The sequence below is a fragment of the Shewanella sp. HL-SH2 genome, assembly GCF_051164935.1.
GTDB classification, from domain to species: Bacteria; Pseudomonadota; Gammaproteobacteria; order Enterobacterales; family Shewanellaceae; genus Shewanella; species Shewanella glacialimarina.
In genome coordinates this window covers 2,408,836-2,435,208 of the sequence record NZ_CP195035.1, presented here as the reverse complement: position 1 = coordinate 2,435,208, position 26,373 = coordinate 2,408,836, and the positions used below count along the sequence as shown (strand labels likewise).

At 42.1% G+C, this 26,373-nt stretch carries 19 protein-coding genes; 17 read left to right on the top strand and 2 right to left on the bottom strand.

Translation table 11 applies throughout. The features are described from left to right. Together ACRWP9_RS10575 and ACRWP9_RS10570 are read right to left on the bottom strand one after the other, a co-directional pair. Positions 1 to 1,269: a sugar MFS transporter gene (locus ACRWP9_RS10575; protein ID WP_434925983.1), complete on the bottom strand. Its 1,269-nt coding sequence runs from the start codon at positions 1,267 to 1,269 to the stop codon at positions 1 to 3. A gap of 107 nt (positions 1,270 to 1,376) precedes the next feature. Further along, the gene (locus tag ACRWP9_RS10570; protein WP_434925982.1) at positions 1,377 to 3,017 is read right to left on the bottom strand and encodes an alpha-glucosidase; all 1,641 of its coding nucleotides are present in this window, start codon (positions 3,015 to 3,017) and stop codon (positions 1,377 to 1,379) included. A gap of 500 nt (positions 3,018 to 3,517) precedes the next feature. Between ACRWP9_RS10570 and ACRWP9_RS10565 the strand changes: the two genes are divergently transcribed. From ACRWP9_RS10565 to ACRWP9_RS10485, 17 genes are all read left to right on the top strand, one after another. Continuing rightward, positions 3,518 to 6,241 (top strand): TonB-dependent receptor, encoded by a 2,724-nt coding sequence (locus ACRWP9_RS10565; protein ID WP_434925981.1) that lies wholly within the window; start codon positions 3,518 to 3,520, stop codon positions 6,239 to 6,241. 81 nt (positions 6,242 to 6,322) lie between these two features. Then, a complete protein-coding gene (locus tag ACRWP9_RS10560) occupies positions 6,323 to 7,822 on the top strand; it encodes a tryptophan halogenase family protein (RefSeq protein ID WP_434925980.1) in 1,500 nt (499 codons plus the stop codon). Between the two features lie 261 nt (positions 7,823 to 8,083). After that, entirely contained in the window at positions 8,084 to 9,409 is a 1,326-nt protein-coding gene (locus ACRWP9_RS10555; RefSeq protein WP_434925979.1) for an alpha-amylase family glycosyl hydrolase, read from the top strand. Next, positions 9,342 to 10,043, top strand: coding sequence for a cyclomaltodextrinase C-terminal domain-containing protein (locus ACRWP9_RS10550; protein WP_434925978.1), 702 nt, complete (start codon positions 9,342 to 9,344; stop codon positions 10,041 to 10,043). The genes ACRWP9_RS10555 and ACRWP9_RS10550 overlap by 68 nt, the downstream gene beginning before the upstream one ends. 62 nt (positions 10,044 to 10,105) lie before the next feature. Beyond that, complete coding sequence (locus ACRWP9_RS10545; RefSeq protein WP_434925977.1) at positions 10,106 to 12,058, top strand: alpha-amylase family glycosyl hydrolase; 1,953 nt, start codon at positions 10,106 to 10,108, stop codon at positions 12,056 to 12,058. Between the two features lie 338 nt (positions 12,059 to 12,396). Then, on the top strand, positions 12,397 to 12,687 hold the full coding sequence (locus ACRWP9_RS10540; protein ID WP_434925976.1) for a hypothetical protein: 291 nt from the start codon (positions 12,397 to 12,399) through the stop codon (positions 12,685 to 12,687). Between the two features lie 14 nt (positions 12,688 to 12,701). Continuing rightward, a protein-coding gene (locus tag ACRWP9_RS10535; RefSeq protein WP_434925975.1) for an IS3 family transposase occupies positions 12,702 to 13,861 on the top strand; the annotation gives its coding sequence in 2 pieces (ribosomal slippage) (positions 12,702 to 12,951 and positions 12,951 to 13,861; 1,161 coding nt in all). 115 nt (positions 13,862 to 13,976) lie between these two features. After that, on the top strand, positions 13,977 to 14,501 hold the full coding sequence (locus ACRWP9_RS10530) for a GGDEF domain-containing protein (RefSeq protein ID WP_434925974.1): 525 nt from the start codon (positions 13,977 to 13,979) through the stop codon (positions 14,499 to 14,501). Positions 14,502 to 14,725: 224 nt separating this feature from the next. Further along, positions 14,726 to 15,322 (top strand): tRNA (pseudouridine(54)-N(1))-methyltransferase TrmY, encoded by a 597-nt coding sequence (trmY, locus tag ACRWP9_RS10525; RefSeq protein ID WP_434925973.1) that lies wholly within the window; start codon positions 14,726 to 14,728, stop codon positions 15,320 to 15,322. Between the two features lie 603 nt (positions 15,323 to 15,925). After that, on the top strand, positions 15,926 to 16,330 hold the full coding sequence (gene mscL, locus ACRWP9_RS10520; RefSeq protein ID WP_434925972.1) for a large-conductance mechanosensitive channel protein MscL: 405 nt from the start codon (positions 15,926 to 15,928) through the stop codon (positions 16,328 to 16,330). A 346-nt stretch (positions 16,331 to 16,676) separates the two neighbouring features. Then, complete coding sequence (locus ACRWP9_RS10515) at positions 16,677 to 17,852, top strand: porin (protein WP_434929028.1); 1,176 nt, start codon at positions 16,677 to 16,679, stop codon at positions 17,850 to 17,852. Positions 17,853 to 18,061: 209 nt separating this feature from the next. Beyond that, positions 18,062 to 18,544, top strand: coding sequence for an FMN-binding protein (locus tag ACRWP9_RS10510; protein WP_434929027.1), 483 nt, complete (start codon positions 18,062 to 18,064; stop codon positions 18,542 to 18,544). Positions 18,545 to 18,578: 34 nt separating this feature from the next. Then, the gene (locus ACRWP9_RS10505) at positions 18,579 to 19,427 is read left to right on the top strand and encodes a PepSY domain-containing protein (RefSeq protein ID WP_434925971.1); all 849 of its coding nucleotides are present in this window, start codon (positions 18,579 to 18,581) and stop codon (positions 19,425 to 19,427) included. A 463-nt stretch (positions 19,428 to 19,890) separates the two neighbouring features. Beyond that, the gene (locus ACRWP9_RS10500) at positions 19,891 to 20,088 is read left to right on the top strand and encodes a CPXCG motif-containing cysteine-rich protein (RefSeq protein WP_434925970.1); all 198 of its coding nucleotides are present in this window, start codon (positions 19,891 to 19,893) and stop codon (positions 20,086 to 20,088) included. Positions 20,089 to 20,341: 253 nt separating this feature from the next. Further along, a complete protein-coding gene (locus ACRWP9_RS10495) occupies positions 20,342 to 22,135 on the top strand; it encodes a protein adenylyltransferase SelO (protein ID WP_434925969.1) in 1,794 nt (597 codons plus the stop codon). 237 nt (positions 22,136 to 22,372) lie between these two features. Continuing rightward, positions 22,373 to 24,403 carry a glycoside hydrolase family 97 protein gene (locus ACRWP9_RS10490; protein WP_434929025.1) on the top strand — a complete coding sequence of 677 codons (2,031 nt, stop codon included), beginning with the start codon at positions 22,373 to 22,375 and terminating at the stop codon, positions 24,401 to 24,403. Positions 24,404 to 24,768: 365 nt separating this feature from the next. Next, on the top strand, positions 24,769 to 26,313 hold the full coding sequence (locus tag ACRWP9_RS10485; protein WP_434925968.1) for an MFS transporter: 1,545 nt from the start codon (positions 24,769 to 24,771) through the stop codon (positions 26,311 to 26,313). Positions 26,314 to 26,373 lie beyond the last annotated feature (60 nt).

The following is a 26,373-nucleotide window of genomic DNA, read 5'->3' as shown; positions in this document are numbered from 1 at the left end:
TTACATTTTTGAGCCTTTTGCACCATAGAACAAGATAAACCCATAACATATCACGGGTAAAATAAACGCAGGTTGTAAGCCCATGCTGTCTGCCATCACGCCTTGTAATAATGGAATGATTGCACCGCCAACAATAGCCAAACATAAAATGCCTGAGCCCTGTGAAGTATGTGGGCCTAAATCACGTAACGCTAAACTGAAAATAGTCGGAAACATAATAGAGTTAAATAAGCCAACCGCTAAAATGGCCCACATGGCAAGCATGCCTTGCGTATTCATTGCCACCAATACTAAAGCCGCGGCCATTAATGAATTAAACGCTAGCACGGTTCCAGCAGGAATTTTTTGCATTACAGCCGAGCCAATAAAGCGTCCTACCATTGCTCCGCCCCAATAATAAGCAATATAGTTAGCGGCATCCGCTTCTTTTAATCCAGCGATGTTTTCCTCGCCCAAAAAACTGACTAGAAAGCTGCCAATTGCAACTTCTGCACCCACATAAACAAAAATACCCACAGCACCTAAAACAAGGTGTAACGACTGAACTGCACTGGTTTTGCCATTGTGACTAATTTTGCCTGCGGCATCTGCTGGTTCATTATGCTCCACAATTTTTGGTAAGGTAATTTTTGCAAAAATAGCCGCGAGTAATGCCAACATACCGGCTAAAATAAGATAAGGTAATTTCACCACTTCAGCTTCTGCCTGAGCATGGCTTAAGTCACCGGTTGCACCTGAAGCAACAGATAAAATTAATACCGCACCAAAAAAGGGAGCCACCGTGGTACCGAGTGCATTAAATGCTTGAGTTAAATTTAATCGACTTGATGCGGTTTCAGCACTGCCTAATGCATTTACATAAGGGTTAGCGGCAACTTGTAAAATAGTAATGCCAGAAGCAAGTACAAATAAAGCACCTAAAAAAAGTCCATATACAGCAAGTGCCGCAGCAGGATAAAACAATAAACAACCGATACTGGCAATCACTAACCCAGTAACAATCCCTTTTTGATAACCCAGTTTCTTAACCAGCATACCTGCAGGCAGTGACACTAAAAAATAGGCACCAAAGAAGCAGAATTGAATTAACATCGCTTCAGCATAAGTCAGCGAAAATACCGATTTAAGATGGGGAATAAGAATATCGTTTAAGCAAGTGATAAACCCCCACATAAAAAACAATGAAGTTAATGAAACAAGTGCAAAGCGGAAGTTACCCTCACCACCCGATGCAGAAGTATTCGTTGAACCTGATATTGTTGAAGCCATAATTAAGGTCTCTTATCTATTGTTGTTATTGTGACACTTAAAGCGTGTTAAGTGCTGTTGTAAAATAAAACGCCATTAACAAAAAGGTTAACGACGTAATCTTGTCTTTATGATAAATCAGCAAAGAAACTGGCAAACGGCGGGAGTTTTATCTGATCAGAATCATCTACTTCTCCAGCTAACAGTCCATGCTCACTGTGGATATAACTTATTGTCAAGGAACTTAGCGCCAATGTCCCTAGATCGAAATAGGCAATTTCAGCGGTTAAATTAAATAACACCAGCATTGTTTTATCATCAATTTGTCGTTTAAAACCTAAGACTGCCGGCAAGGTATCAATAAACTCAATATCCCCTTCTATTAATACAGTTTGCTTTTTTCGCCACGCTAAAAAATGACGGTAACTGTTCAATACTGAATATGGATCCATTTCCTGCACATCAACAGCTTGGTTGGCATGCTCCGCAGGAATAGGTAACCAAGGTTGCCCTTGAGAAAATCCAGCCTGAGTTGCAGTTTTACTCCAAGGCATCGGCGTTCTGCACCCATCGCGGCCTTTAAACATCGGCCAAAATGCAATGCCAAATGGGTCTTGAAGCTGTTCAAACTCAATTGGCGCTTCGGTTAAACCTAATTCTTCACCTTGATAACTGCAAATACTGCCGCGCAAGGAAAACAGCATACCATTGAGCATTTTAACTAAATCAGTATTGCTCTCGCCTTTACCCCAGCGAGATGCCACACGCTGAACATCATGATTACCAATGGCCCAACACGGCCAGCCATCACCAATGCTAGCTTCTAACTCTTCAACAGTTTGACGAATATAGGCTGCACTAAAATCATCGGTTAACAGTTCAAAGCTATAAGACATGTGTAGGCGATCATCACCTTGAGTGTATTCAGCCATAGTCGCTAACGAATCTTCTGAAGAAACCTCCCCTAAAGTCACCGCACCTGGGTAGCGATTAATTAATCCCCGTAACTCTTCGATAAAGCCAACGGTTTGCGGGCGAGTATTATTATAGTAGTGATATTGATAAGCGTATGGATTGTCTTCACTAAAACCACGCCCCTGGCGCTGATCTTTTGGTTTAGCTGGGTTATCTCGCAACTGTTCATCGTGATAACAAAAGGTAATCGCATCTAAGCGAAAACCATCAACTCCTTTTTTAAGCCAAAACTCAACATTGTCTAACACAGCTTGACGTAAGTCGTCACAATGAAAGTTCAAGTCAGGCTGACTTTTTAAGAAGTTATGTAAATAATATTGCTGACGTCGAGGCTCCCATTCCCAAGCACAACCACCAAAAATAGCTAACCAGTTATTGGGTGCGCTGCCATCATCTTTAGGATCAGCCCATGCATACCAGTCAGCTTTAGGGTTAGTTCTGCTTTGGCGACTTTCCTCAAACCATGCATGTTGATCAGAAGTATGGCTGAGTACCTGATCAATAATAATCTTGATGTTTAAACGATGGGCTTTATTAATCAGTTCGTCAAAATCAGCCATAGTGCCGAACATGGGGTCGATATCACGATAATCGCTAATGTCGTAACCAAAGTCTTTCATTGGTGATTTAAAAAATGGCGAAATCCAAATTGCATCTACATTTAGACTAGCAATGTAGTCAAGCTTGGCTATGATCCCCTGTAAGTCACCCACGCCATCATCGTTCGAATCCATCAAACTACGTGGATAAACTTGGTAAATTATTCCGCCACGCCACCAGGTTACTTGACCCATAACATTCCCTCTAAATGATGTTTATCATCGACCCACTTTTTTAATGATGTTAAACACATGTTGCGACGTTATAACACGCCATCGTTATATTGTTGTGGCATTGAGGATACGTGAATAGGGAAATGAGGTTCAATAGACCTGCATACGTATGCATAAAAATACTTTAAAAACAATCCATTCTAAAATTGCGATATCATAAATGTATACATACACTTAACTCATATTAGTTACATCAAATTCAGGTTAGTAAAATGTAAATTCTGTACAACTTTATCACGGCAAAGCTTTTGAATACGTATGCATAATATTGTCGGTCAAACAATCCTAGGAGTAGTATCGTCACTGTTGTGCAACAATTTGGTCATAACTTCAGCACTTACTGCAGTCAATTAAGTATGCTGATACAAAAACACAATAAAGACTGTAACCAAAATCAAAAAGATTGCTAATACTTGAACTCGATATATCAAGGTTAAGCCGTCGTAAAAGGGGAACGATGAATGTTGCTATTTAAACCAAGCCTACTCACATTAGCGTTAGTCGCTGCAGGAGCAAGCATCAGTGCTTATGCGGCTGACGACGTGAATGCCGCAACCACTGCAGATGAAAATATCGAAGTGGTAAAAGTCACAGGTATTCGCCGCAGTTTACAAGAATCACAATCACTTAAGATGTCTTCATCTTCCATCGTAGAAGCTATTTCTGCTGAAGACATTGGTAAATTACCGGATGTTTCAATCGCTGAGTCACTAGCGCGTTTACCAGGTGTATCTGCACAGCGTCTTGATGGTCGTGCAAACGTTATCTCTATTCGCGGCATGGGCCCAGATTTCACCACGGCAACCTTAAACGGACGCGAACAAGCCTCTGTGAATGATAACCGTGGTGTCGAGTTTGACCAATATCCATCAGAATTATTAAACCGAGTTGTTGTTTACAAAACACCTGATGCATCTGTGATGGCTCAAGCCATTGGTGGCACGGTTGACATGCAAACTATTAGCCCATTAGCACACGGCGAGCAAACTTTTGCTATCGGCTTACGTGGCGAAATGAACGACCTGGGCGCACTGAACAGCGGCTCTGAAGACAAAGGTTATCGCGGCAGTATCTCTTATATCGACCAATTTGCTGATGATACTATTGGTATTGCTTTAGGCTATGCGCGCATGCAATCGCCTAACCAGGAAGAGCGCTGGCAAGCATGGGGTTACCCAGAAAATGCTGCTGGTGATAGCGTATTAGGCGGCGCTAAGCCATTTGTACGTTCAAGTGAACTTGAGCGTGATGGTGTGCTAGCCGTTTTTGAATATGCACCAAATGACTTTTTCCATTCTGTGGTAGATGTTTACTACTCTAAATTTACCGATGACCAACGTTTACGCGGTATTGAAATTCCTGCTGCTTGGGGCGCTAACGGCGGTGTTGAAGCGACTAAAACTGAAGACGGTTTAGTCACTGAAGGCGTTATTCGTGGCGCAGAAGTTGTGGTGCGTAACGATGTAAACAAGCGTGATGCTGAATCATTATCTATTGGTTGGAATAACAAATTCCAAGTTAATAACAATTGGTCTGTAGCGGCTGACATTGGTTTGTCTAAAGCTGACCGTACCGACATTGGTATGGAAAGTTACAGTGGTACAGGCCGTGGCACTGGCGTTGGCGCAGTAGACGACTTAGGTTTTGTGAATAATGGCAATGGTGGTTATGAATTCAACCACAGCCTAAATTATGCTGATCCTAGCGTAATTAGACTGGGCGATTCACTTGGTTGGGGCAGCCCATTAGGCGCTAACACTCAAGATGGCTTTATTAACAAACCAGAAATTGAAGATGAGTTACAGTCTTTACGTCTAAGTGCTGAGTATGTTCTTGATGGCGGCGCTTTGCGCAGCATCGAATTTGGTGTGAACTACACTGAGCGTGACAAAACAAAATTAGACAAAGGTTACTACTTAACCCTTAAAGGTTATGACGGTACTGATCCTAATTATATGATGACAGTGCCAGATCAATACTTATTGTCACCAACATCACTTGGCTTCTTTGGTATGGGTGATGTACTCAGCTATGACTCATTAGCCTTCTATAATGACGGTAACTATACTGAAACTGACGTAGCAAATGTTGATTTATCACGTGCTACCAACTCTTGGGCAGTCAGTGAAGAAATTACCACTGCATACGTGATGGGTAATTTAGAAACTGAATTATTTGATATCCCAGTGACCGGTAACCTAGGTTTACAAGCGGTACAGTCTAAGCAAAGTTCTGACGGTACTGTGGCAACTGTTGCTGATGGCGAAGTCACCATGACGCCTCGAACTGCGGGCGATGATTATGTTGAATGGCTACCGAGTATCAACTTAGGTTTTGAAGTTGCTGATAGTCAGATGATCCGTTTTGCTGCTGCGCGTACACTAACTCGCTCTCGCATGGATCAAATGAATGCTAACGTTAACTTTAGCTACAATGAAAATCCAAATGACGGTATTAACTGGTCTGGTGGTGCAGGTAACCCTGAACTACGTCCATGGTTAGCCCGCCAGTTTGATATAAGTTACGAGAACTACTTTAGTGATCAAGGTTACTTTGCAGTAGCAGCATTCTACAAAGACTTAGAAAACTTCGTATACAATCAGCAAGCTGTATTTGATTTCAGTACAATTTTACCGCAAAACCCAGGCGACAACCCACTAGGCGTTGTATCGCAACCACAAAATGGTGACGGCGGTTATGTACAAGGTATCGAAGCTACATTCTCTTTAGATTTTGGCTTATTTGCTGATTCACTAACGGGTTTTGGTACAGTGCTTAGCGGTGCTTACAACGACTCTGAAGTAAAAGAAACCGCTGAAAGTGATCCAACTGCACTGCCTGGTTTATCTGAAAAAACATTCAGCGCAACGGTTTACTATGAAAACTCAGGCTTTGAAGCCCGTGTTAGCTCACGTTACCGCAGCGACTTCCTAGGTGAAGTCACTGCAATCAGTTTGACTCGTCAAAATGTTAACGTTAAAGCTGAAACCGTGGTTGATGCGCAAGTGGGTTATGACTTTACTGAAAGTGGAATTGATGCCTTATACGGTCTATCTGTCGTACTTCAAGTGAACAACTTAACTAATGAGCCATTCACTTCATATACTGGTGATGATGCGCGTCATGTACGTGACTATCAAAACTACGGTCGCAATTTCATGTTAGGTGCGAACTACAAGTTCTAATCTAGCGGCGACAAAAAAGCCTCTGTAACCTGTTACAGGGGCTTTTTTACTTTATAGGTAATATTACATAAGGCGATTACTATGAATAACAACAAAATCAATAACATTGTAATTGTAGGCGGCGGTACATCGGGTTGGATGACAGCGGCCATGCTCACTCGGCTTTTTAAGTCACAGCTCAACATCACCTTAATTGAATCAGAGGACATTGGCACCATAGGCGTTGGCGAAGCGACCATTCCTCCGCTGCAAATTTTTAATAGTGTGCTGGGCATTAAAGAAACTGATTTTATTAAACACACCCAAGCCACCTTTAAATTGGGTATTGAATTTGAAAACTGGGGCAAGCAACAACAAAGTTATATGCATGCCTTTGGCGACATAGGTAAAGACATTGGCTTTACTCAATTTCATCATTACTGGCTAAAATCAAACCCGTTAGACAATAGCGACTTTTGGCAATACTCACTCAATTATCAGGCAGCTAAGGCCAATAAATTTACCGTCATGGACAAGGTTGCAGGCTCACCACTTGCTGGTATTACCCATGCCTATCATTTCGATGCCGGTCTTTATGCCACATTATTGCGCCAATACAGCGAAAACCTCAACGTTAAACGGATTGAAGGATTAATTACCTCAACTCAATTGACCCAAGACGGTAATATTGAATCGGTCACATTAAAGGATAATCAATGTATTAGTGGCGACTTTTTTATCGATTGTTCTGGTTTTGCCGCACTACTTATTGAAAAACAATTGCACGTTGGCTTTGAAAATTGGCAACACTGGTTACCCTGCGACAGTGCTTATGCGGTGCAATGTGAACGCACAACAACACTCACGCCCTATACACGATCAATTGCCCATGATGCAGGCTGGCAATGGCGTATACCATTACAAACCCGTACCGGTAATGGTTTGGTTTATTGCAGTAAATTTATCTCCGATGACGATGCCAAAGCACTATTATTGAACAATCTTGATGGTAAACCATTAACCGAACCCAGAAAGATTAACTTTAAAACCGGCCGACGTGAAAAACAGTGGCACAAAAACTGTGTCGCGATTGGGTTATCAAGTGGATTTTTAGAGCCGCTGGAATCCACCAGCCTGCATTTGGTTCAATCAGCCATTATTAGGTTAACAAAGCTATTTCCCCACAATGGCGTTCAACAAACCAACATTGATGAGTTTAACCGCCAGTCACAGACGGAATTTGAGCAAATTCGTGATTTCATCATTCTGCATTACCATCTAAATCAACGTGCAAATAATCGCGGTGAAGAGGCTGATTTATGGCAACAATGCCGCGAAATGGCCATCCCTGAATCACTGCAACGCAAAATAGATTTATTTACCGCAACCGGTACCGTGACCCGCCATCAAGATGAGCTATTTACCGAAGTTGCTTGGGCTCAAGTGATGCTAGGTCAAGGTATTATGCCTAAAGACTTCAACCCACTGGCCAATAGTATTCAAGACTATGACTTGCAAGAGTTTCTGACTAATGTCAAAACCATCATAGGTCGAACTGTTGATGCAATGCCTGAACATGAGCATTTTATTAACAAGCTGTAAATAATGAGCAAAAAATTGTTGATTACAAAAATAACTAACCTCAACTCGAGTTAAGAGATGGGCTCAATAGGCTGAATTCAACAGATTTAGCTTATTTTTTAGCAAACTTGCTATTTGTTTTGAAAACAAGGCGCATTAACACGTCAATAGCTGGCCTATTGCACGTTAATGAAACGCAGTTAGCAAGACAAAGGGCTGTTTGGTAAGCATTTATTATCCCGAGCTGAGGTTAACTAAAGACTAAATTTAATAAGGTACCCCATGGAATTAACTCGACACCAGCAGGCTTACTCTCTTATCACTGGCTTATTATTCAGTGCCACTGTGTTGTTCAGCGCTCATACTTTTTCAGACATCAGTCCAATAAAAATTGAATCGTTCAAAGTGGAGCCCGAGTCCTGGTGGGCTGGCATGCACAATAGCCAATTACAACTATTAGTGTATGGCAAAAACATAAGCCAATTTAACGTAAAGCTTATTCACGCCATCGATATAAATTTAGTCGATGTTAATGCCTCACAAAGCCAACATCACTTATTTATCAACTTAGATTTGGCCAATGCACCGCCACAAACCTTAACGATTGGACTTTATGATAATAATACGCTCATACAAAGCATTGAATACCCTATTTTAGTGCGAGAGAAAGAGTCTAAAAACCGTCAAGGTTTTAGCAATAAAGATGTAATTTACCTCATTACACCCGACCGTTTTGTTAACGGCAATTCGGAAAATGATAACCACCCTGACATGCTTGAACAGACTAATCGAGCCGATAAAGATGGTCGCCATGGTGGTGACATTATGGGTATTCGTAAAGCACTGCCCTACTTGAAAGACTTAGGCGTCACCCAGCTTTGGATCAACCCACTACTTGAAAATAATCAACCGCAGTATTCTTATCATGGCTATTCGGCCACCAACTTTTACAATATTGATCCACGCTTTGGCAGTAATGAAGAATATAAATCCTTAGTAGAAGAAGCCAACATTTTTGGCATTGGCATCATTAAAGATGTGGTGGTTAATCATATGGGTTCTGGCCATCAATGGATGAAGCCTAATGGCCTAGGTTTTCCCACCTCAAGCTGGATTAACGGCCAAGCTAAATGGCAGCAAGATGCTAAAAATATCACTTATACCAGCCACAGACGCACCACAGTACAAGACCCTTATGCAGTAGCATTAGACACCTCAGAGTTTGAACACGGCTGGTTTACCGACACTATGCCAGATCTGGATCAGCGCGATCCCTATTTAGCTACCTATTTAACTCAAAACAGTATTTGGTGGGTGGAATATGCAGGCCTTAGCGGTATTCGTGAAGACACCTACTCCTATGCCGACAAAGCTTTTTTGGCAAAGTGGTCTAAAGCGGTAATGGATGAATATCCCAACTTTAATATCGTCGGTGAAGAATGGACCGCCAACCCCATCACGGTCAGTTATTGGCAAGCAGGCAAAAACAATAAAGACGGTTATCAATCATATTCACCAAGCATGATGGATTTCCCTTTGTATGAAAAAAATCATTTCAAGTTTAAACGAAAAAGAAGATTGGGGGACTGGGTTAATAAACTTATATGAAATGCTCGCCAATGATGTGGTTTATGCCAACCCAACAAAGTTGGTGTTATTTGAGGGTAATCATGACACTAATCGTTTATACAGCTTGTTAAATGAAGACATGGCGTTATACAAAATGGCCATGGCCTACGTGCTAACCAGTAACCGTATTCCACAAATTTTTTATGGTACTGAAGTGGCGATGACCAGCCCCACAAAAGACCGAAATGACGGCGCGGTTCGGGCTGATTTTCCAGGTGGTTGGAATGGTGATAACCGCAGCGTGTTAGAAAATACCAATCTCACCGCCACTCAAGTTGATGCACTTAACTTTACGCGAACATTGCTCAATTACCGTAAGCAGTCTGAAGCGATTACGGCAGGTAAACTCACTCATTATGCGCCCCAAGAGGGCGTTTATGTGCAATTTAGGCAAGCCGAAGATGAAACGTTAATGATCATTTATAACAAAAATGAGCAAGTGGTTGAATTAGAGTTAGCTCGATTTCAGTCAAGTATTACCGGTAATGAACCGAGTGCAGAACCTATCATCGCCAAAGATATTCTGACATCACAATCGTATTCATTAGAACAAAGCCTTAAATTAACGCAAAAAGGCGTCACCATTCTGCTACTTTCCAGTAGACAACATTAATCGTGACTGACACATGCCAGCATTTAAAATTAATAAATACGTTAACCAATAAGAATCCTAATATGAATTTAACGCCATTACCCTTAACTCTGTCTCGTGTATCCACTTTACTCATCCTCAGTGGTTGCTTAACGGCTTGCTCTGGTGACAAGCCTTCTGCAACAGGATCTATTATTGATACCACATCAGCACAAAATCAAAGTGCTGACATTGCCGCTCAACTGCCCCATAAAGCGGTGGTTTATCAAGTGTTCACCCGCCTATATGGCAATACCAACACAACCAACAAGCCTTGGGGTACTCTTGACGAAAACGGCGTGGGTAAATTTAGCGACTTCACCGATGTGGCATTACAAGACATTAAGTCGTTAGGCACAACCCATGTTTGGTATACAGGCGTTCCCCACCACGGCGTCATTAATGACTACACTGCAATAGGGATAGCAAACGATGACCCTGACGTAGTCAAAGGCCGTGCGGGATCACCTTACGCAGTAAAAGATTATTACAATGTTAATCCTGATCTAGCAGATGACCCAGCCAACCGTTTAGCCGAGTTTGAATCGCTCATTGCCCGCACCCATCAGCAAGGAATGAAGGTCATTATCGATATTGTACCCAACCATGTGGCGCGTAATTATCAATCCTTATCCTCGCCCGCAGGTGTAGAAGATTTTGGCGCTCAAGATGATAAAACTCAAACCTACAGTAAAAATAACAACTTCTATTATGTCGTTGGCGAAAATTTTCAAGTCCCTGACCCAGCCAATGGATATCAACCATTAAATGGCGAAGTCAATCCACTGAGTGACCGCTTATTCAAAGAGTCTCCCGCCAAATGGACGGGTAATGGCTCGAGATTAGCCAAACCGGACGCTAATGACTGGTATGAAACAGTCAAAATTAATTATGGTATTAAGCCCGATGGCAGCCATGACTTCCCTGCCTTGCCTAATGACTTTGACACAAAATCAGCTGCTGAACATTATCTATTCTGGCAGTCGCAACCCAATAAGGACATTCCAGATTCATGGCGTCAGTTTGAGCACATCACTCAATATTGGTTAGATAAAGGGGTTGATGGTTTTCGTTACGATATGGCCGAAATGGTGCCCGTAGAATTTTGGAGCTATCTCAACAGTCACATTAAACACACCAAACCCGATGCGTTTTTACTCGCCGAGGTGTATAACCCAAGTCTTTATCGCGCCTATATTCAACAAGGCAAAATGGACTATCTGTACGATAAAGTCGATTTATACGATACCCTCAAAAACATCATTCAAGATAAGGCTAGTACCGCACAAATTGCTATCGACCAGGCAAAAGTCGCCGACATTGAAGCCCATATGCTGCACTTTTTAGAAAACCACGATGAACAGCGGATTAACACTACTGACTTTGCGGGTTCAGCAGAAGCAGCCTTACCGGCTATGGTGGTTTCAACCTTAATTAGCCGCTCCCCCACTTTGCTTTATTTCGGACAAGATGTTGGCGAACAAGGCGCTGAACACGCAGGCTTTGGTCAGCCGACTCGTACCAGTATTTTTGATTATATTGGCGTACCGGCGCATCAACGTTGGATGAATAACGGCAAATTTGATGGAGGACAATCAACAGCGCAAGAAAAAGCCCTGCGCCACTATTATCAACGGCTATTAAATTTAAGCCACACAGCAACAGCATTAAAAGGTGAGTATCAAGAGTTAGATACATATCAGCGCAAACTTAACGTGGTCGGATATGACGATAAAGTGTTTGCATTTAGCCGCTATAACCAGCAGCAGCAATTGATTATAGCCAGTAACTTTAGCCAGCATGAAGCCAAGCAATTTAGCCTTGAACTCCCCAAAAACCTTATGCAAAAGTGGAACATTCATACTCACGTTAAGTTAACTGACTTACTGAGCGGATCGACATATCAGCTAAAATTAACACCACAAAAGCAGGGTAATGCAACAATTAATATCAGCTTGCAACCACTAGAGTCGGTTATATTGAGCGTTTCACCATAAGCATCTTTACTGTACCCCCTCGCTTGGCAAAACTGGCTAGGGGATCAAGTATTGATAAATCAAAGGCGTATCTTGCTGCCGCAGATTGTGAATTATTGGTCATAAGCATTATCGCAACATTTAACTTGCAGAATAAGCCACAACAATTTCTTTCAGCCTCTCGAACCCTACCGTACAGCTTAATATCTCTAAGACTAAGTCCACTAGCAGATTATTATTCTATGCCCTAATTAGTCCATTTATAGAGCAATATTGTCACTTATTGCTATGCTTAACGAAACACAATAAAAATCATAGCAAGATATCTATTTTTATCGGTTTCGACCCATAGGGCGCTTATGGAATATAAAACTCAACACACCATTATATTGCTTTATGTTTTGGCTTTTATTTACAAAATCACTATTTATACTTTTTCTTGGCCAGCAGATTTAATTGAATTCGTCGCTGAAATTGCGATGCTGATCGCTTGTTTTGCGGTAATGTACTACATCAACCCTCTCAAAGTGTTTCCGAAAATATATTGGCTAATGCTGTTTGGTTCAGCCTTTTACAGCATGTCTGCATTTATGGATTTGTTCTGGTCTAATTCCATCGGACACTTAATTTTGAGACAGTATGGTCAATAAATTAAGAGGTCAATATGAGTCTAAAAAAATCACATAAGAGTTATCCGCAGGTATTTAAAGATGAAGCCGTCTTGATGGTGCTAGAGCAAGGTTATAGCGTTGCTGATGCAGCAAAGTCTCTTGGGGTTAGCACTAGCCTGCTTTACAACTGGAAGGAAAAACACCAAGCCCTGCAACAAGGTATCACCTTAGAAGAATCTGAGCGTGATGAGTTGAAACGATTGCGTAGAGAAAACAAAGAATTACGCATGGAGAAAGAAATACTAAAAAAGGCAAGCGCCTTCTTTGCGAGAGAAATGAAGTAAAATTTCGCTTCATCAAACAGCAATCTAACCGGTTCCCTATCGCACTCTTATGCCGAGTAATGAGTGTCAGTAAGTCAGGCTATTACGATTGGCATAAACGCCCAGCAAACGTGATAAGCCTTGAAACACTGAAGCTTTATCGCCTTGTTAGACAGCTATTTAAGCAAAGTCGAGGCAGCTTAGGAAATCGTGAAATGGTGAAGAAATTGCGCAAGGAAGGCTACCAGGTTGGTCGCTATCTCGTTCGTAAAATTATGCACCGCCTTCGACTCAAAGCTACCCAGCGACGAGCTTACAAGGTGACTACACAGCGCAAACATTCAGATGCAGTGGCTGATAACCTGTTAAACATGAACTTTAACCCAGTATCGGCTAATGAGGTTTGGGCGGGTGACGTGACCTATTTAAAGACAGGTGAAGGCTGGATGTATTTAGCAGTGGTAATGGATTTATATTCACGCCGGATTGTTGGGTGGCACATAGACAAACGCATGACTACAGATTTGGTATCCAAGGCATTAATGAAAGCCTACAACCTGCGCCAACCGGCCAGAGGGCTGGTATTTCACAGTGACCGAGGCTCACAGTATACCAGTAAGCAATTCGGTAGGCTGCTATCGAGCTATGGTATCCGAGCCAGTATGGGTGATGTGGGTGCGTGTTGGGATAACGCAGTCGTTGAGCGTTTCTTTGGCAGCTTGAAACACGATTGGATTTTTAACGTTGCTCAACCAACAAGGGAGTTTATGAAGCAAGATGTGACTGCTTACATGAAATATTACAACTTGGAGCGACTTCATTCTGCTAATGGTGATCTGTCACCGGTAGAGTTTGAAAATTCTCAACTAAAAGTGTCCAGTTTGGCTTGACCAGTACAATTTAACAGAAGAATTTTTTGTAGAAAGTACTGTTCGTAACAGTAACCTTGATGATTTTTTAAAAACCTCAGGCTTTATTCTTTTGAGCCTTGGGATCCATAGATGGATGAATTTACACCTGCAACTAATCAGCGAGTTAAAACGTAAAGCAGAAACGGATCAATTAACCGGATTGCTAAATCGGCGCGCTTTTATCCAAAGAATAACAGGCACATTTAAGCCTAAAGAGTCAGAAGGTCGTGCTTTTTTGTTACTCGATATCGATCATTTTAAAGCAATAAATGACAATTACGGCCATACGTGTGGCGATCAAGTATTAGCCGCTGCGGCAAAGTCATTAAAATCTCAAGTACGAAAAGACGATATTTTAGCCCGTTGGGGGGGAGAAGAATTTCTGTTTTTCCTCGCGAATGTGACCAAGGATGAAGCCATTGCTATCGCAAATTCATTAAGGCAACACATCGCACAACTGACATTTGAATGTAATAACGAAGCCATTCAATGCACCACAAGTATCGGCATTTATCATGCTTTTAGCTCAAGTGGCCTTGAAAAAGAAATTGACAGTGCGGATCAAGCCTTATATCAAGCTAAGTCAAATGGGCGTAATTGCGTTGTGTTATACGAGTAACAGAGTCCCTTTCCTTTTGATTAATACCATTCACAAACGGCTTAAATCGTCTTCTGTCTATATCAATCAAACACACCCTTAAATCAATTTTAGCGTTACAGCCTGTAGTAAAACTGAGATAATGCCATGAGGATTTATTATCTTTATGCGAATCCTAATATTGCGCATAGCCTTCATAATTTATCGGTGTTTTTTGCGTCTTTTTATTTCAATAGGATATTTTCATGCGCGCCTTTGTTTTACGAGCCAGAGCGGCTCCCGTCGACAGCAAACTTTTTCTAGCAGGCATTGGCCAAGAAGCCCACACCGAGATTTTAGCCCACGTACTAATGAACACGATTTTTGTGGCGCAATCATACCGCGACGATGTAGTGGTGCATTTGGTGCTTGAAAGCACTAATGACTTTTCCCGCACCATCAGTTTTACCTCAAGCGAACTGCGCAATATTGGCGGCTTTCATGAACAAAATCTCACCGCTAAAATCGCCAAAGCGTTAGATGCCTCTAAAGGCATGAGTAAAGAGCAGTCCCGTGTCGTTGAATCTGGTATTACTGTGCGCACTGTCAGTTTTGAAAAGTTAATCCAAGAGTTAGCTGAACATTATCAGCTGTATATGTTGGAGAAAAAAGGCACCCCAGTACGGGAAGTCGAGTTTGCTCATAATGTGTGTTTTCTACTCACCGATCATATTCCTATGCCTAAAAAGAGCTTTAATAGCTTGAAGCGTCTTGGTACTCAACATATCAATTTAGGCCCTAAAATGCTGTTTGCATCTCAGTGTGTGTTATTAATTCACAATGAGTTAGACATGAGATTGTAATGGATATTGGCTAAGGCAGAAATCTTATTATTCCATATTCAATGACTTGACGTAGGGATATTTTGCATGACAACAATGTCCTGTTAGCATAACGGTGACACCGCTATGATTAGTCCACAACCATCATCAAATGGTGGTTTTTTATTTCTTAATAAACATCTACAAGGGCTTTCTAAAACATTCCTTCCACCGCCAAATGTACCAGCTGCATTTTTATAAAAACAAATCATATCCTCAGATAAAAATTAACATACAGGTTTCACATCAACTTACTCTCATTGAGCCGTGAGGTAATACGCTGCGCCATGCTAGAGCACGCTTTACCGGCCTTGTAAGAGTCGCTGGCGAGTGCCCTATTTATCATCACAGCAATACAAAAGACATTCGCCGCCTTTTAAAAGGCGCTATCAGAACAGAGGCTTAGCCGACGTTGCCTATAAAAAACTACCATAAAAAATAAATTCCTCTAGTCTTTTATGTGATGTGAAAGTTACCGACTAAAATTGACGTGGTATAGACACTGCCCTATAAGTCATCTGTACCTTGCAAATCACATAATCACATATTCACATAATCGATTTTCAGCTATAAAGGAATAGTACGATGAGCATGATGAAAGAATTTAAAGATTTTGCGGTAAAAGGCAATGTAGTTGATATGGCTGTTGGTATTGTCATAGGCGCGTCTTTTGCCAAGATTGTCACTGCATTAGTTGCGGGGGTTATTATGCCTCCGATAGGCGTTTTATTAGGTGGAGTAAATTTTACTGATTTAGCCATTGTGGTAAAAGATGCGGTTGGTGATGCGCCAGCTGTGGTGATAAGTTATGGGGCTTTTATCCAAACCGTTATTGATTTTACTCTCATTGCATTGGCAATATTTGTGATTGTAAAAGGCATTAACAAATTAAAGAAAAAAGAACAGGCAGCGCCTAAAGCACCACCAGCACCGACTGCACAGGAAATATTACTAACGGAAATACGTGATTTATTAAAAGCTAAATCATGATGATTCCTGCTAGCTAAAAATGATCGCAATCGATGCCACCCCTTTGATTTTTACATTGTTAAGCATTGTAAAATAGCGCTCATTGCAAGCTCCCTCGATTACGGAAAAAGGTGGCTAATACAGATTAGCCACTGAAATTTAATCCAGTTAAGGTCATCTATTTTTCTGTGAACCAAATTGACTTGTAATTGTCATCAAAAGCAGAATTTTATCTTATTGTTAATATTACATTATTTATATTAATGTGATCTTAAATATAATTCCAAATACGAATAGTTTGCATTATTCATATCAATTGGTAGAATCCGTGTAATTTCCACTTTTACTATTAATTGAGATGAAAATGATGAAGAAAACATTACTTGCTACAGCATTATTGGGCATGTTTGCAAGCCACTCTGCCGTTGCGTCACAGGAGACTCAAGAGCTACGTAAAATTATTGAACAGCAGCAAAAAGTATTAAAAGATTTAGAAAAACGCCTTGAACAGACAGAACAACGTGTGGAAAAAACCGCTGATGTTGTTGAATCTACTGCATCAAGCAAATCTGCCACCACTATTGGTGGTTATGGTGAATTGCACTACAACAACATCTCTAACAATCTGAATAACACAGATAAGAAAGAATTCGATTTCCACCGTTTCGTATTATTTGTGGGTCATGAATTTAACAGCACAACACGTTTCTTCTCTGAATTAGAAGTTGAGCATTCAATTGCTGGTGAAGGCAAAAAAGGCGAAGTGGAATTAGAGCAAGCTTATATCGAACATGACTTTAATAACATGTTCACCGGTAAAGCGGGTCTATTCCTGATGCCAGTGGGTATCATCAACGAAACTCACGAACCGACAACTTTCTACGGTGTTGAGCGTAACCCTGTTGAAAAAGACATCATCCCAGCAACGTGGTGGGAAGGTGGTCTTAACTTAAATATTAAAGCGGCTCCTGGCATTGCGTTTGATACCGCTGTGACTTCAGGTCTTTATCTAAGCCAAGATTCAGGTTATAAAATCCGTAACGGTCGCCAAAAAGTCTCTGAAGCCAAAGGCGAAGATTTAGCTTATACCGGCCGTGTTAAGTACACTGCGGTGCCAGGTCTTGAGCTTGCAGCGACGGTACAATATCAATCAGATTTAACCCAGGGTGAAGCTGGCGTTGATACTGCATCAGCGACATTAATGACAGCTCATGCTATCTACAACATCGAAAACTTCTCTGTTAAAGCGCTTTACGCTCAGTGGAATATCGATGGTAAAGAAGCTGAAACCTTAGGCCGTGATAAGCAAAACGGCTTCTACATCGAGCCTTCTTATCGCATCAATGACCAGTTTGGCGTATTCGCTCGTTACAACGAGTGGGACAACAATGCGGGCGACGATGCAGACACTAAGAAAAAGCAAACTAACGTAGGTATTAACTACTGGTTACATGAAAACGTAGTCTTTAAAGCAGACTATGAAAACATCGGTGGCGCCGCTGATTCAGACGGCTTTAACTTAGGCGTTGGCTATCAATTCTAAGTAATTGAGTCTGTGGATATAAGCCTTTGGGCTTAATCACATAAAACACTTGGGGTGGCTATCAATTTTTCAGTATGATAGGCACCTTTGTTTTATGTGCCTTTTTAAATAGTGCCTAATTAAACCGATTCTAATTAGTCGACCCTAACTAAGAGCTCCATTGATTTATGAGATTACTTTACTGCATCGTACTTGGTATCAGTTTATTAATGCCTCAGGCTCAGGCCGAAACCACTCAATATTTATCTTCTCAGGATTTTATCAGACAGGCTTTTGCAGGCGAATTACCTAAAGCTAAGGTGTTTTGGCTTGATGATGAAGCCAAAGCGGCTATTGAAGATATTTTATCCCACAGTTTTAATAAAATGCGGGTGCGTTATTGGCAAAAAGATGACGCCAGTGTGTGGATTTTGGATGAAATTGGTAAAGAAGCCCTGATAACGGTAGGCATTCACGTCAAGGCTGCTGAGATAGCTCAGACAAAAGTGCTAGTTTACCGTGAAAGCCGCGGCGATGAGGTGCGCCATGATTTTTTTACCGACCAATTTAAGGCTGCCAAGCTTAATGCTGATAATAAGCTCGACAGGCATATTGATGGCATTACTGGGGCAACCTTGTCTGTACGCGCCTTAACCAAATTATCCCGTATTGCACTGTGGCTCGATGCCCATGTTAATAAAGCTGAGAATTAGTCCATAGCAATGACAGATATTACGAGCAAAGATAATGACAAAAAGTAGACGCCCAAACCAACAACTGAGACGCCAAGGGATTAAATATCAAATCCTCAGAGCACTGCGTCCTTGGCATCGTCGACTGGGTCTATTCAGTGGCTTGTTTATTCTATTATTAGCCCTCACAGGTGTGGCCATTAATCATAGCCAAGACTTCAACTTAGATACAGCCAAGGTGAAACAGGCTTGGTTGCTGGACTATTACGGCATCAATGCACCGCAACAAATAACGGTATTTTGCCTTGATTCGATTACAGGATCTGCTTCTGACGCCAATGTGACCGCTAATGCGGCATCGCCTTCCCAATGTAAAGGATTAGTGGCGGCTACAGACCGCCAACTCTGGCTGAAAGACAAACTTATTCTGGAAAGTCAGTTACCAATAATTGGTGCTACACAGGTTGGAAACTCCCTGGTGGCCGTTGATGCTAAGCATGTGTATTTGTTTTCAGCAGCAGGTGAGCTTTACGAAACCCAAGGCCCAAGTACCGGACTTCCACAGGGCATATTGGCTCTGGCTAATACTGATGCTGGAGTGTGGATAAATACTGCTAAAGGGCTGTTTTTAAGTGATGTCGATTTACTGGAATGGTCGCCACAACCAGCCAATGCTGATTTTGCTTGGTTAGCCCCAATGGCTAAAAATGAATTAGTGCCATCACAATGGCAAACTATCGAGCTCAATGCCCGTAGTGTTCACTTAACCTGGGAGCGAGTCATGCTAGACTTACATAGTGGTCGATTATTTGGTGCGTTAACAATCTGGTTGTGGGATTTATTCGCCCTTGCCTTGTTGTTAGTTGCCAGCAGCGGTGTGTGGATTTGGGCAAAACAGCGCTAAAATCATCAACAATTTCCTGTCATAAACGCTTGAATTCGACAATACTTAGATTCTAAAACACATCAATTCAAAAACACTTAGAGTTAAAAATAGTTAGATCGAAAAATAATTGGGATCAAAAATAATTGCCGTCTCTGTCCGAGTGCCCCTACTCGCATGATTCGCATGACTGCGTAAGCTTGATTAACGCTTTTAGCACCTGATTACTGCTCGCCATTTATGGTACTTAGCGATTTATATATCTTTAAACATTTAATGCCAGAATAAGTATTAAAATTGCCCCCTCTTCGAATAAAAAGATGATAAATTGAGTTACCACTACCAATATAAAATGATAAGTAACTAACGATAAGTAACAAATGAGAAGTAACTTAAGTGGCTGACATCAACATAAGAGTCATTTCACTAGACGTCAGATAATTACTTTACAGTCAAGATTTAGGCAATGCAGGAGCGCATAACATTGAACCAATTAACTGAGCAACTTATAGATTGTCCCTACTGTGGCAAAGCTATTGAAATTCTGATTGATTCATCCGACATGGGGCAAGAGTACATTGAAGATTGCCAGGTGTGTTGTAAACCCATTAATTTCCTGGTTTCTGAAAGCGTTAATGGCGAACTGACGGTTAATGTTTATGGTGAAGACGAAGCTTACTAATCATTGATTAAATGGCGATAATTTCGGCCTAATCCCAAAGCAATTCAAGTTTTTAAAAGTTTATTAAATACATATAATTGATTGTGATCAAATACATGCCACAGCCAGACTCGGTATCAACGCAAGACCACCAATACTGGCTGTGAAACAATGATATCTAGTATACTAACCACAATTTAATAAATCGAAAAATCGTCGATGCGCAATACCCTAGGGGGAAATAGCCCTTGCACTCAATCATCCAGGTACCCCTATGACACATAAACTCTCCCAGGACACTTCTGCAACTGCCGAGACCGTCAATACCATCGACGACCTCACTAAATTGGCTAACTATTCATTCATGGATACGCTCAACTGCGATCCTGACGCAAAAGAAAATGGCATCGACTATGCGCCGCGCCAAGTATTTAGCGGACACTACGTCACCGTTAAACCGACGCCTATCGAAAACCCCGAATATGTAGTGCATAGCAACAGCTTATTTAGAGATTTGGGTTTTGCAGACAGCATGGCGCAGTCAGCCGACTTTATGAATATGTTTTCCGGCGACCTCTCAAATGTGCCAGCACCCATGAGTAAACTTGGTTGGGCAAGTGGCTATGCTTTGTCTATCTTTGGCACTGAATACATTCAACAATGCCCGTTCAAAACCGGTAACGGCTATGGTGACGGCCGCGCTATGTCTGTATTTGAAGCTGTCATCAAGGGAAAACGCTGGGAAATGCAGCTTAAAGGTGGTGGTCGCACGCCATATTGTCGCGGTGCAGACGGTCGTGCAGTGTTACGTTCAAGTGTCCGTGAGTTTTTAGCACAGGAGCACATGCACGCGCTGGGTGTACCAACATCGCGTTCGCTAAGTTTGTATGTGTCGAAAACCGAGACGGTAAAACGGCCGTGGTACTCTGAAGGTTCGCGTTCGCAAGATCCTGACAGAATGATTACGGAGGCAGTTGCGATTTCAACGCGTGTGGCATCATCATTTATTCGAGTGGGGCAACTCGAGCTTTTCGGTCGCCGTGCGCGCAAGCAGGAACATCCGCAAGCGATGGCTGAGCTTGAACAACTGGTATTACACTTAATCGATCGTGAATACGCTGATGTTATCGACTCACAGCTTAGTATCAACGACAAGGTGTTGCTGCTAGCAACCGAGTTCCGTCACCGCCTGACTTCATTGGTGGCAAACTGGATCCGTGTCGGTTATTGCCAAGGTAACTTTAATAGTGATAATTGCGCCGCCGGTGGTTTCACCCTCGACTACGGTCCTTTCGGATTTTGCGATGTGTTTAACCCACAATATCAACCCTGGACAGGCGGCGGTCAGCACTTTGCGTTTTTGAATCAAGGCGTGGCTGCAGAACGTAATTTTCTGATGTTTTGCACGGCATTAAGTCCATTATTAGTCAGTACACCCGTTGACTTAGAGCAACTCCAACAGTTAGTAAATGGCTTTTCGAGCGAAATACAAACAAAAATGCAGCAGATGTGGGCCGCAAAACTTGGGCTTAACACATTCAATGCTTCGCTATTGACAGAGCTTGAAACGCTTATGATGCAAACACCTGTTGATTACACCTTGTTCTTCCGCGAACTCTCAGCACTACCGGTCAATATTGCTCCTCTGAAAAAAAGTTTTTACCAGGACCTACAACACGCTCCCGAAGGATTTGAGCAGCGCTGGTCAGCCTGGTTAAACCAATGGCAGTCATTACTGGATTGCACAGCTGATTCGGATGTTGATGTGAGTTCTGGTGAAAGTGCAGATGCAAAAAACAATGTCAATTCAGCCCAGCCTCGCACCCGTGAAGAAATCATTAAGCAGATGACACTGGTTAACCCTAAATACACTTTGCGTGAATGGTTACTGGTGCCAGCCTACAACCAAGCAAGCGAGGGCAATTATTCGCTTGTTAGAGAATTGCAGGCTGTGATGACTCAACCTTATGCCGAGCAGCCTCAGGAAGTAGAAGATAAATTTTATCGACTTAAGGCATCTGAGTTTTTTGCGATCGGTGGACTGTCGCACTTAAGCTGCTCATCGTAACGCTGAGGGAACCGGTGAGATCAGTAATAAGTGCTGAATACGTATGCAGATCTTTGCGGTAAAATCGTAAAGCGTCATATATTGCTTGTTGAATATTAAAATAAACAACAAGGACTTTGTATGGCGCGCGCTGACTCAACTAGATCAACCCGCTCAGCTCATTTTACGGCATCAACCACGACAATTCGCCCCGCTGGCATAGCAACTAAGTTAGGCTTAACACCTAACTTAGTTGCTATGTCCTATGCTGTCTCACTACTTAGCTTGGCCATTCCAAACATGGCGCAAGCTGAAACCGTAAAAGTCGTCTCCCCTGATAAACACATTTCAGTCAGTTTGACCGACGACAATGGTCGTCCTGAATATCAGGTTAAATTTAACGGTAACACCGTGGTTAACCCAAGCAAACTGGGCTTGGTATTCCAGCAGTTGGGTGAGTTTGGCGTGGATTTCAGCATTAAAGAGGTTAAAAGTAACAGTGTTGATCAAACCTGGCAGCTACCTTGGGGCGAGCGTGAAAATGTGCGTGACCATTACAATCGTATTGTCGCGACGCTCAGTAATGGCAAAGTCGACTTTGATATTGAATTTAAAGCCTTTAACGACGGTATTGGTTTTCGCTACTTAGTGCCAAAACAAGCTGGACTGGCTAAAACACCCAAGCTGGATATTACTGACGAATTAACTGAATTTGCCATACCCGATCCGCAACTCACTACCGCATGGTGGATCCCCGGTCGTGGCTGGAACCGTTACGAGTATTTATACCGAACAACCTCGCTGGATAAAATCGATAGAGCCCACACCCCAATGACGTTTAGAACGGCTGATGGCTTGCATTTAAGCATTCATGAAGCTGCCCTCACCGACTATGCGGCTATGGTCCTTAATCAAGGTCGCGATGGTATTTTACGCGCAGATTTAACCCCATGGTCCGACGGTATTAGGGTTAAAACCCAGCCAGGTTTTTCAACACCCTGGCGTACTATTCAAATTGCTAAAGATGCCCCAGGACTGCTTAACTCAGATATTATCCTTAATCTTAACGAGCCGAATAAACTCGGTGATGTGTCATGGGTGCAACCGGGTAAATACGTGGGTATTTGGTGGGGAATGCACTTAAATGAGAACACTTGGGGCAGCGGGCCTAAACATGGCGCAACCACTAGTGAAACTAAGCGATACATGGACTTTGCCGCCAAGTATGGTTTTGATGGCGTATTGGTTGAAGGTTGGAATGAAGGCTGGGACGGCAGTTGGTTCGATAACGGCGATGTATTCAGTTTTACTAAAGCCTACCCTGATTTTGACTTAGATGTGATTAGCCAATATGGCAAAAGTAAAAATGTACGCTTGATTGGCCACCATGAAACCTCAGGTTCAGTCACCAATTATCGCAAGCAAATGAGCGATGCCTACGACTTATATAAAAAGCATGGCGTAACCCAAATTAAAACCGGTTATGTTGCCGATGGCGGTGATATTAAACGGGTTGATGAACACGGTATTACCCGCCATGAATGGCACGATGGCCAATTTATGGTTAATGAATACCTGCACAGTGTCACCGAAGCGGCTAAGCGCGGTATTAGTATTAATACCCATGAACCGATTAAAGATACCGGACTTCGCCGCACATATCCAAACTGGATAGCCCGTGAAGGCGCACGTGGTCAAGAATTTAATGCATGGGGTTCACCGCCTAATAACCCTGAACACACTGCAATTTTACCTTACACTCGCATGTTGTCTGGCCCAATGGACTTTACCCCAGGCATATTCAATCTTGCGCCTGCTGGCTTAGATGCGGTTAATCGAGTGCAAACAACCTTAATGAAGCAGTTGGCGCTTTATGTGGTGCTTTATAGCCCTATTCAAATGGCTGCCGACTTACCACGCAACTATGTTGAGCGTTTAGATGCATTTCAATTTATTTTAGATGTGCCAACCGATTGGAGCGAATCAAAAGCCCTTGCCGGTGAAGTGGGTGACTTTGTGGTTTTTGCACGTAAATCACGTAAAAATGATGATTGGTTTATCGGTGGATTAACCGATGAAACCCCACGCAGTGTCGATATTGCTTTAGACTTTTTTACTGCAAATTCGCAATACCAGGCACAAATTTATCGTGATGGTGACAAGGCTGATTGGTTAACTAACCCATACGACTATGTTATTGAACAAAAAGTGGTTTCAGCTAAAGACACGCTGACGTTAACGATGGCCGCCAGTGGCGGTACAGCGATTAGATTTAAATTAATTAAATAACATAGACTTGCTAAAGAATATTGGCTTGAGTATTAAGCTAAAAAATGTAGCGAGAATGTGCTACTTAAGTTACCTATAATTGATGAATACGTATGTATTCAGTTGTGCAAATCCAGACAGCGAGGCTACTATAAAACCTGCTAAATTCGCTCTCGCTTGTGGAGATGAAGAAGGCTAGGTCGTTTCTGATACTGACCAGACTATGGCAAGTATCGGCTTTGGAGTACCTCGATTAACTTTGTTTAGCGTTTTGTTTGCTGAATAAGGATATTAGGTCATTGGCGAATACCCGTCTTAGGGAGATGTGTATTCGCTTTTTTTTATCTAACGACTGAACAACCGCCTACCCATAATAAGGATAAAAAATGTCGGCAAATAACCATGCTCCTAATAAACAAGTTCAGCCTCAGCTCAATTTTTGGCAAATATTTAATATGTGTTTTGGCTTTCTAGGCATTCAATTTGGCTTTGCCCTGCAAAATGCCAATGTCAGCCGAATATTTCAAACCTTAGGCGCTGAGATAGACGACATTCCTATTTTATGGATTGCAGCACCGCTCACCGGATTAATTGTCCAACCCATTATTGGTTACTTAAGCGATAATACCTGGAACTTTTTAGGTCGCCGTCGTCCTTATTTCTTAATCGGTGCCATTTTTACCACTCTGTCGTTATTCATCATGCCCCACTCGCCAACCTTATGGATCGCCGCAGGGATGTTATGGATTATGGATGCTTCAATTAATATCGCCATGGAACCATTTCGCGCTTTTGTGGGCGATAATTTACCGCAAAACCAACGCACCCAGGGCTATGCAATGCAAAGCTTTTTTATTGGTGTCGGCGCGGTAATTGCATCAGCATTACCCTATATTTTGACTAATTATTTTGATGTCGCCAATACCGCACCTGCGGGTGAAATTGCCGACTCAGTACGCTACGCTTTCTACTTTGGTGGCGCGGTACTGTTTCTAGCTGTTGGTTGGACAGTTGTGTCCAGTAAAGAATACTCTCCTGAAGAATTGGCGGATTTTCATCAGCAAGAAACTGATCAACTGCAACCGCTAGTGGAAAACCAGCGCAGCGTAAGCCAGTATCGAAATGGCGCAATGATTTGGATGGCGATTGGGGCAATATTTACTGCCATCATTGTGACTCAAGATCTCGATAAACAGCTTTATATCTTAAGTTTAGGCATTTTTGCTTTTGGTCCTTTGCAACTCATTTGTTCAATAAAACTGGCAAACAAAAACCAACAAGCACGCAGTTCTTTGGGATTAGTGTTTAACGTGGTTGACGACTTATTCCACATGCCAAGAGCAATGCGACAACTGGCTGTAGTGCAGTTTTTTGCCTGGTTTGCCCTATTCGCCATGTGGATTTACACCACAGCCGCGGTCACCTCATATCATTATGGTTCTACTGACGTGGTTACCCAAGCCTATAATGACGGCGCTGATTGGGTCGGCATGTTATTCGCTTCATACAATGGCTTTGCTGCCATTGCGGCAATCATTATTCCTTTTTTAGCCAAAGCTGTCGGCATTAAGTTTACTCACACTATCAATATGTTTTTAGGCGGCTTTGGCTTAATCAGTTTTTACTTTATTAAAGACCCGACTCAATTGTGGATCCCGATGATAGGTGTCGGTTTCGCTTGGGCTTCTATTTTATCTGTGCCGTACGCCATGTTATCGGGGGTTATTCCACCGAAAAAAATGGGTGTATATATGGGCATTTTTAACTTTTTCATCGTGATACCCCAACTGTTGGCCGCCAGTATTTTAGGATTATTACTGAAAATATTCTTTGATGGTCAGCCAATATATGCCGTGGTATTAGGTGGGGTATTTATGATGATTTCAGGCATAGCCGTGCTATTTGTTGATCAAAACAAACACACTCAATAATAAGTAATTAATAAACAATAAGTTACCGTTTTATAAAGGCTAAAAATTTCAAACAAGTGC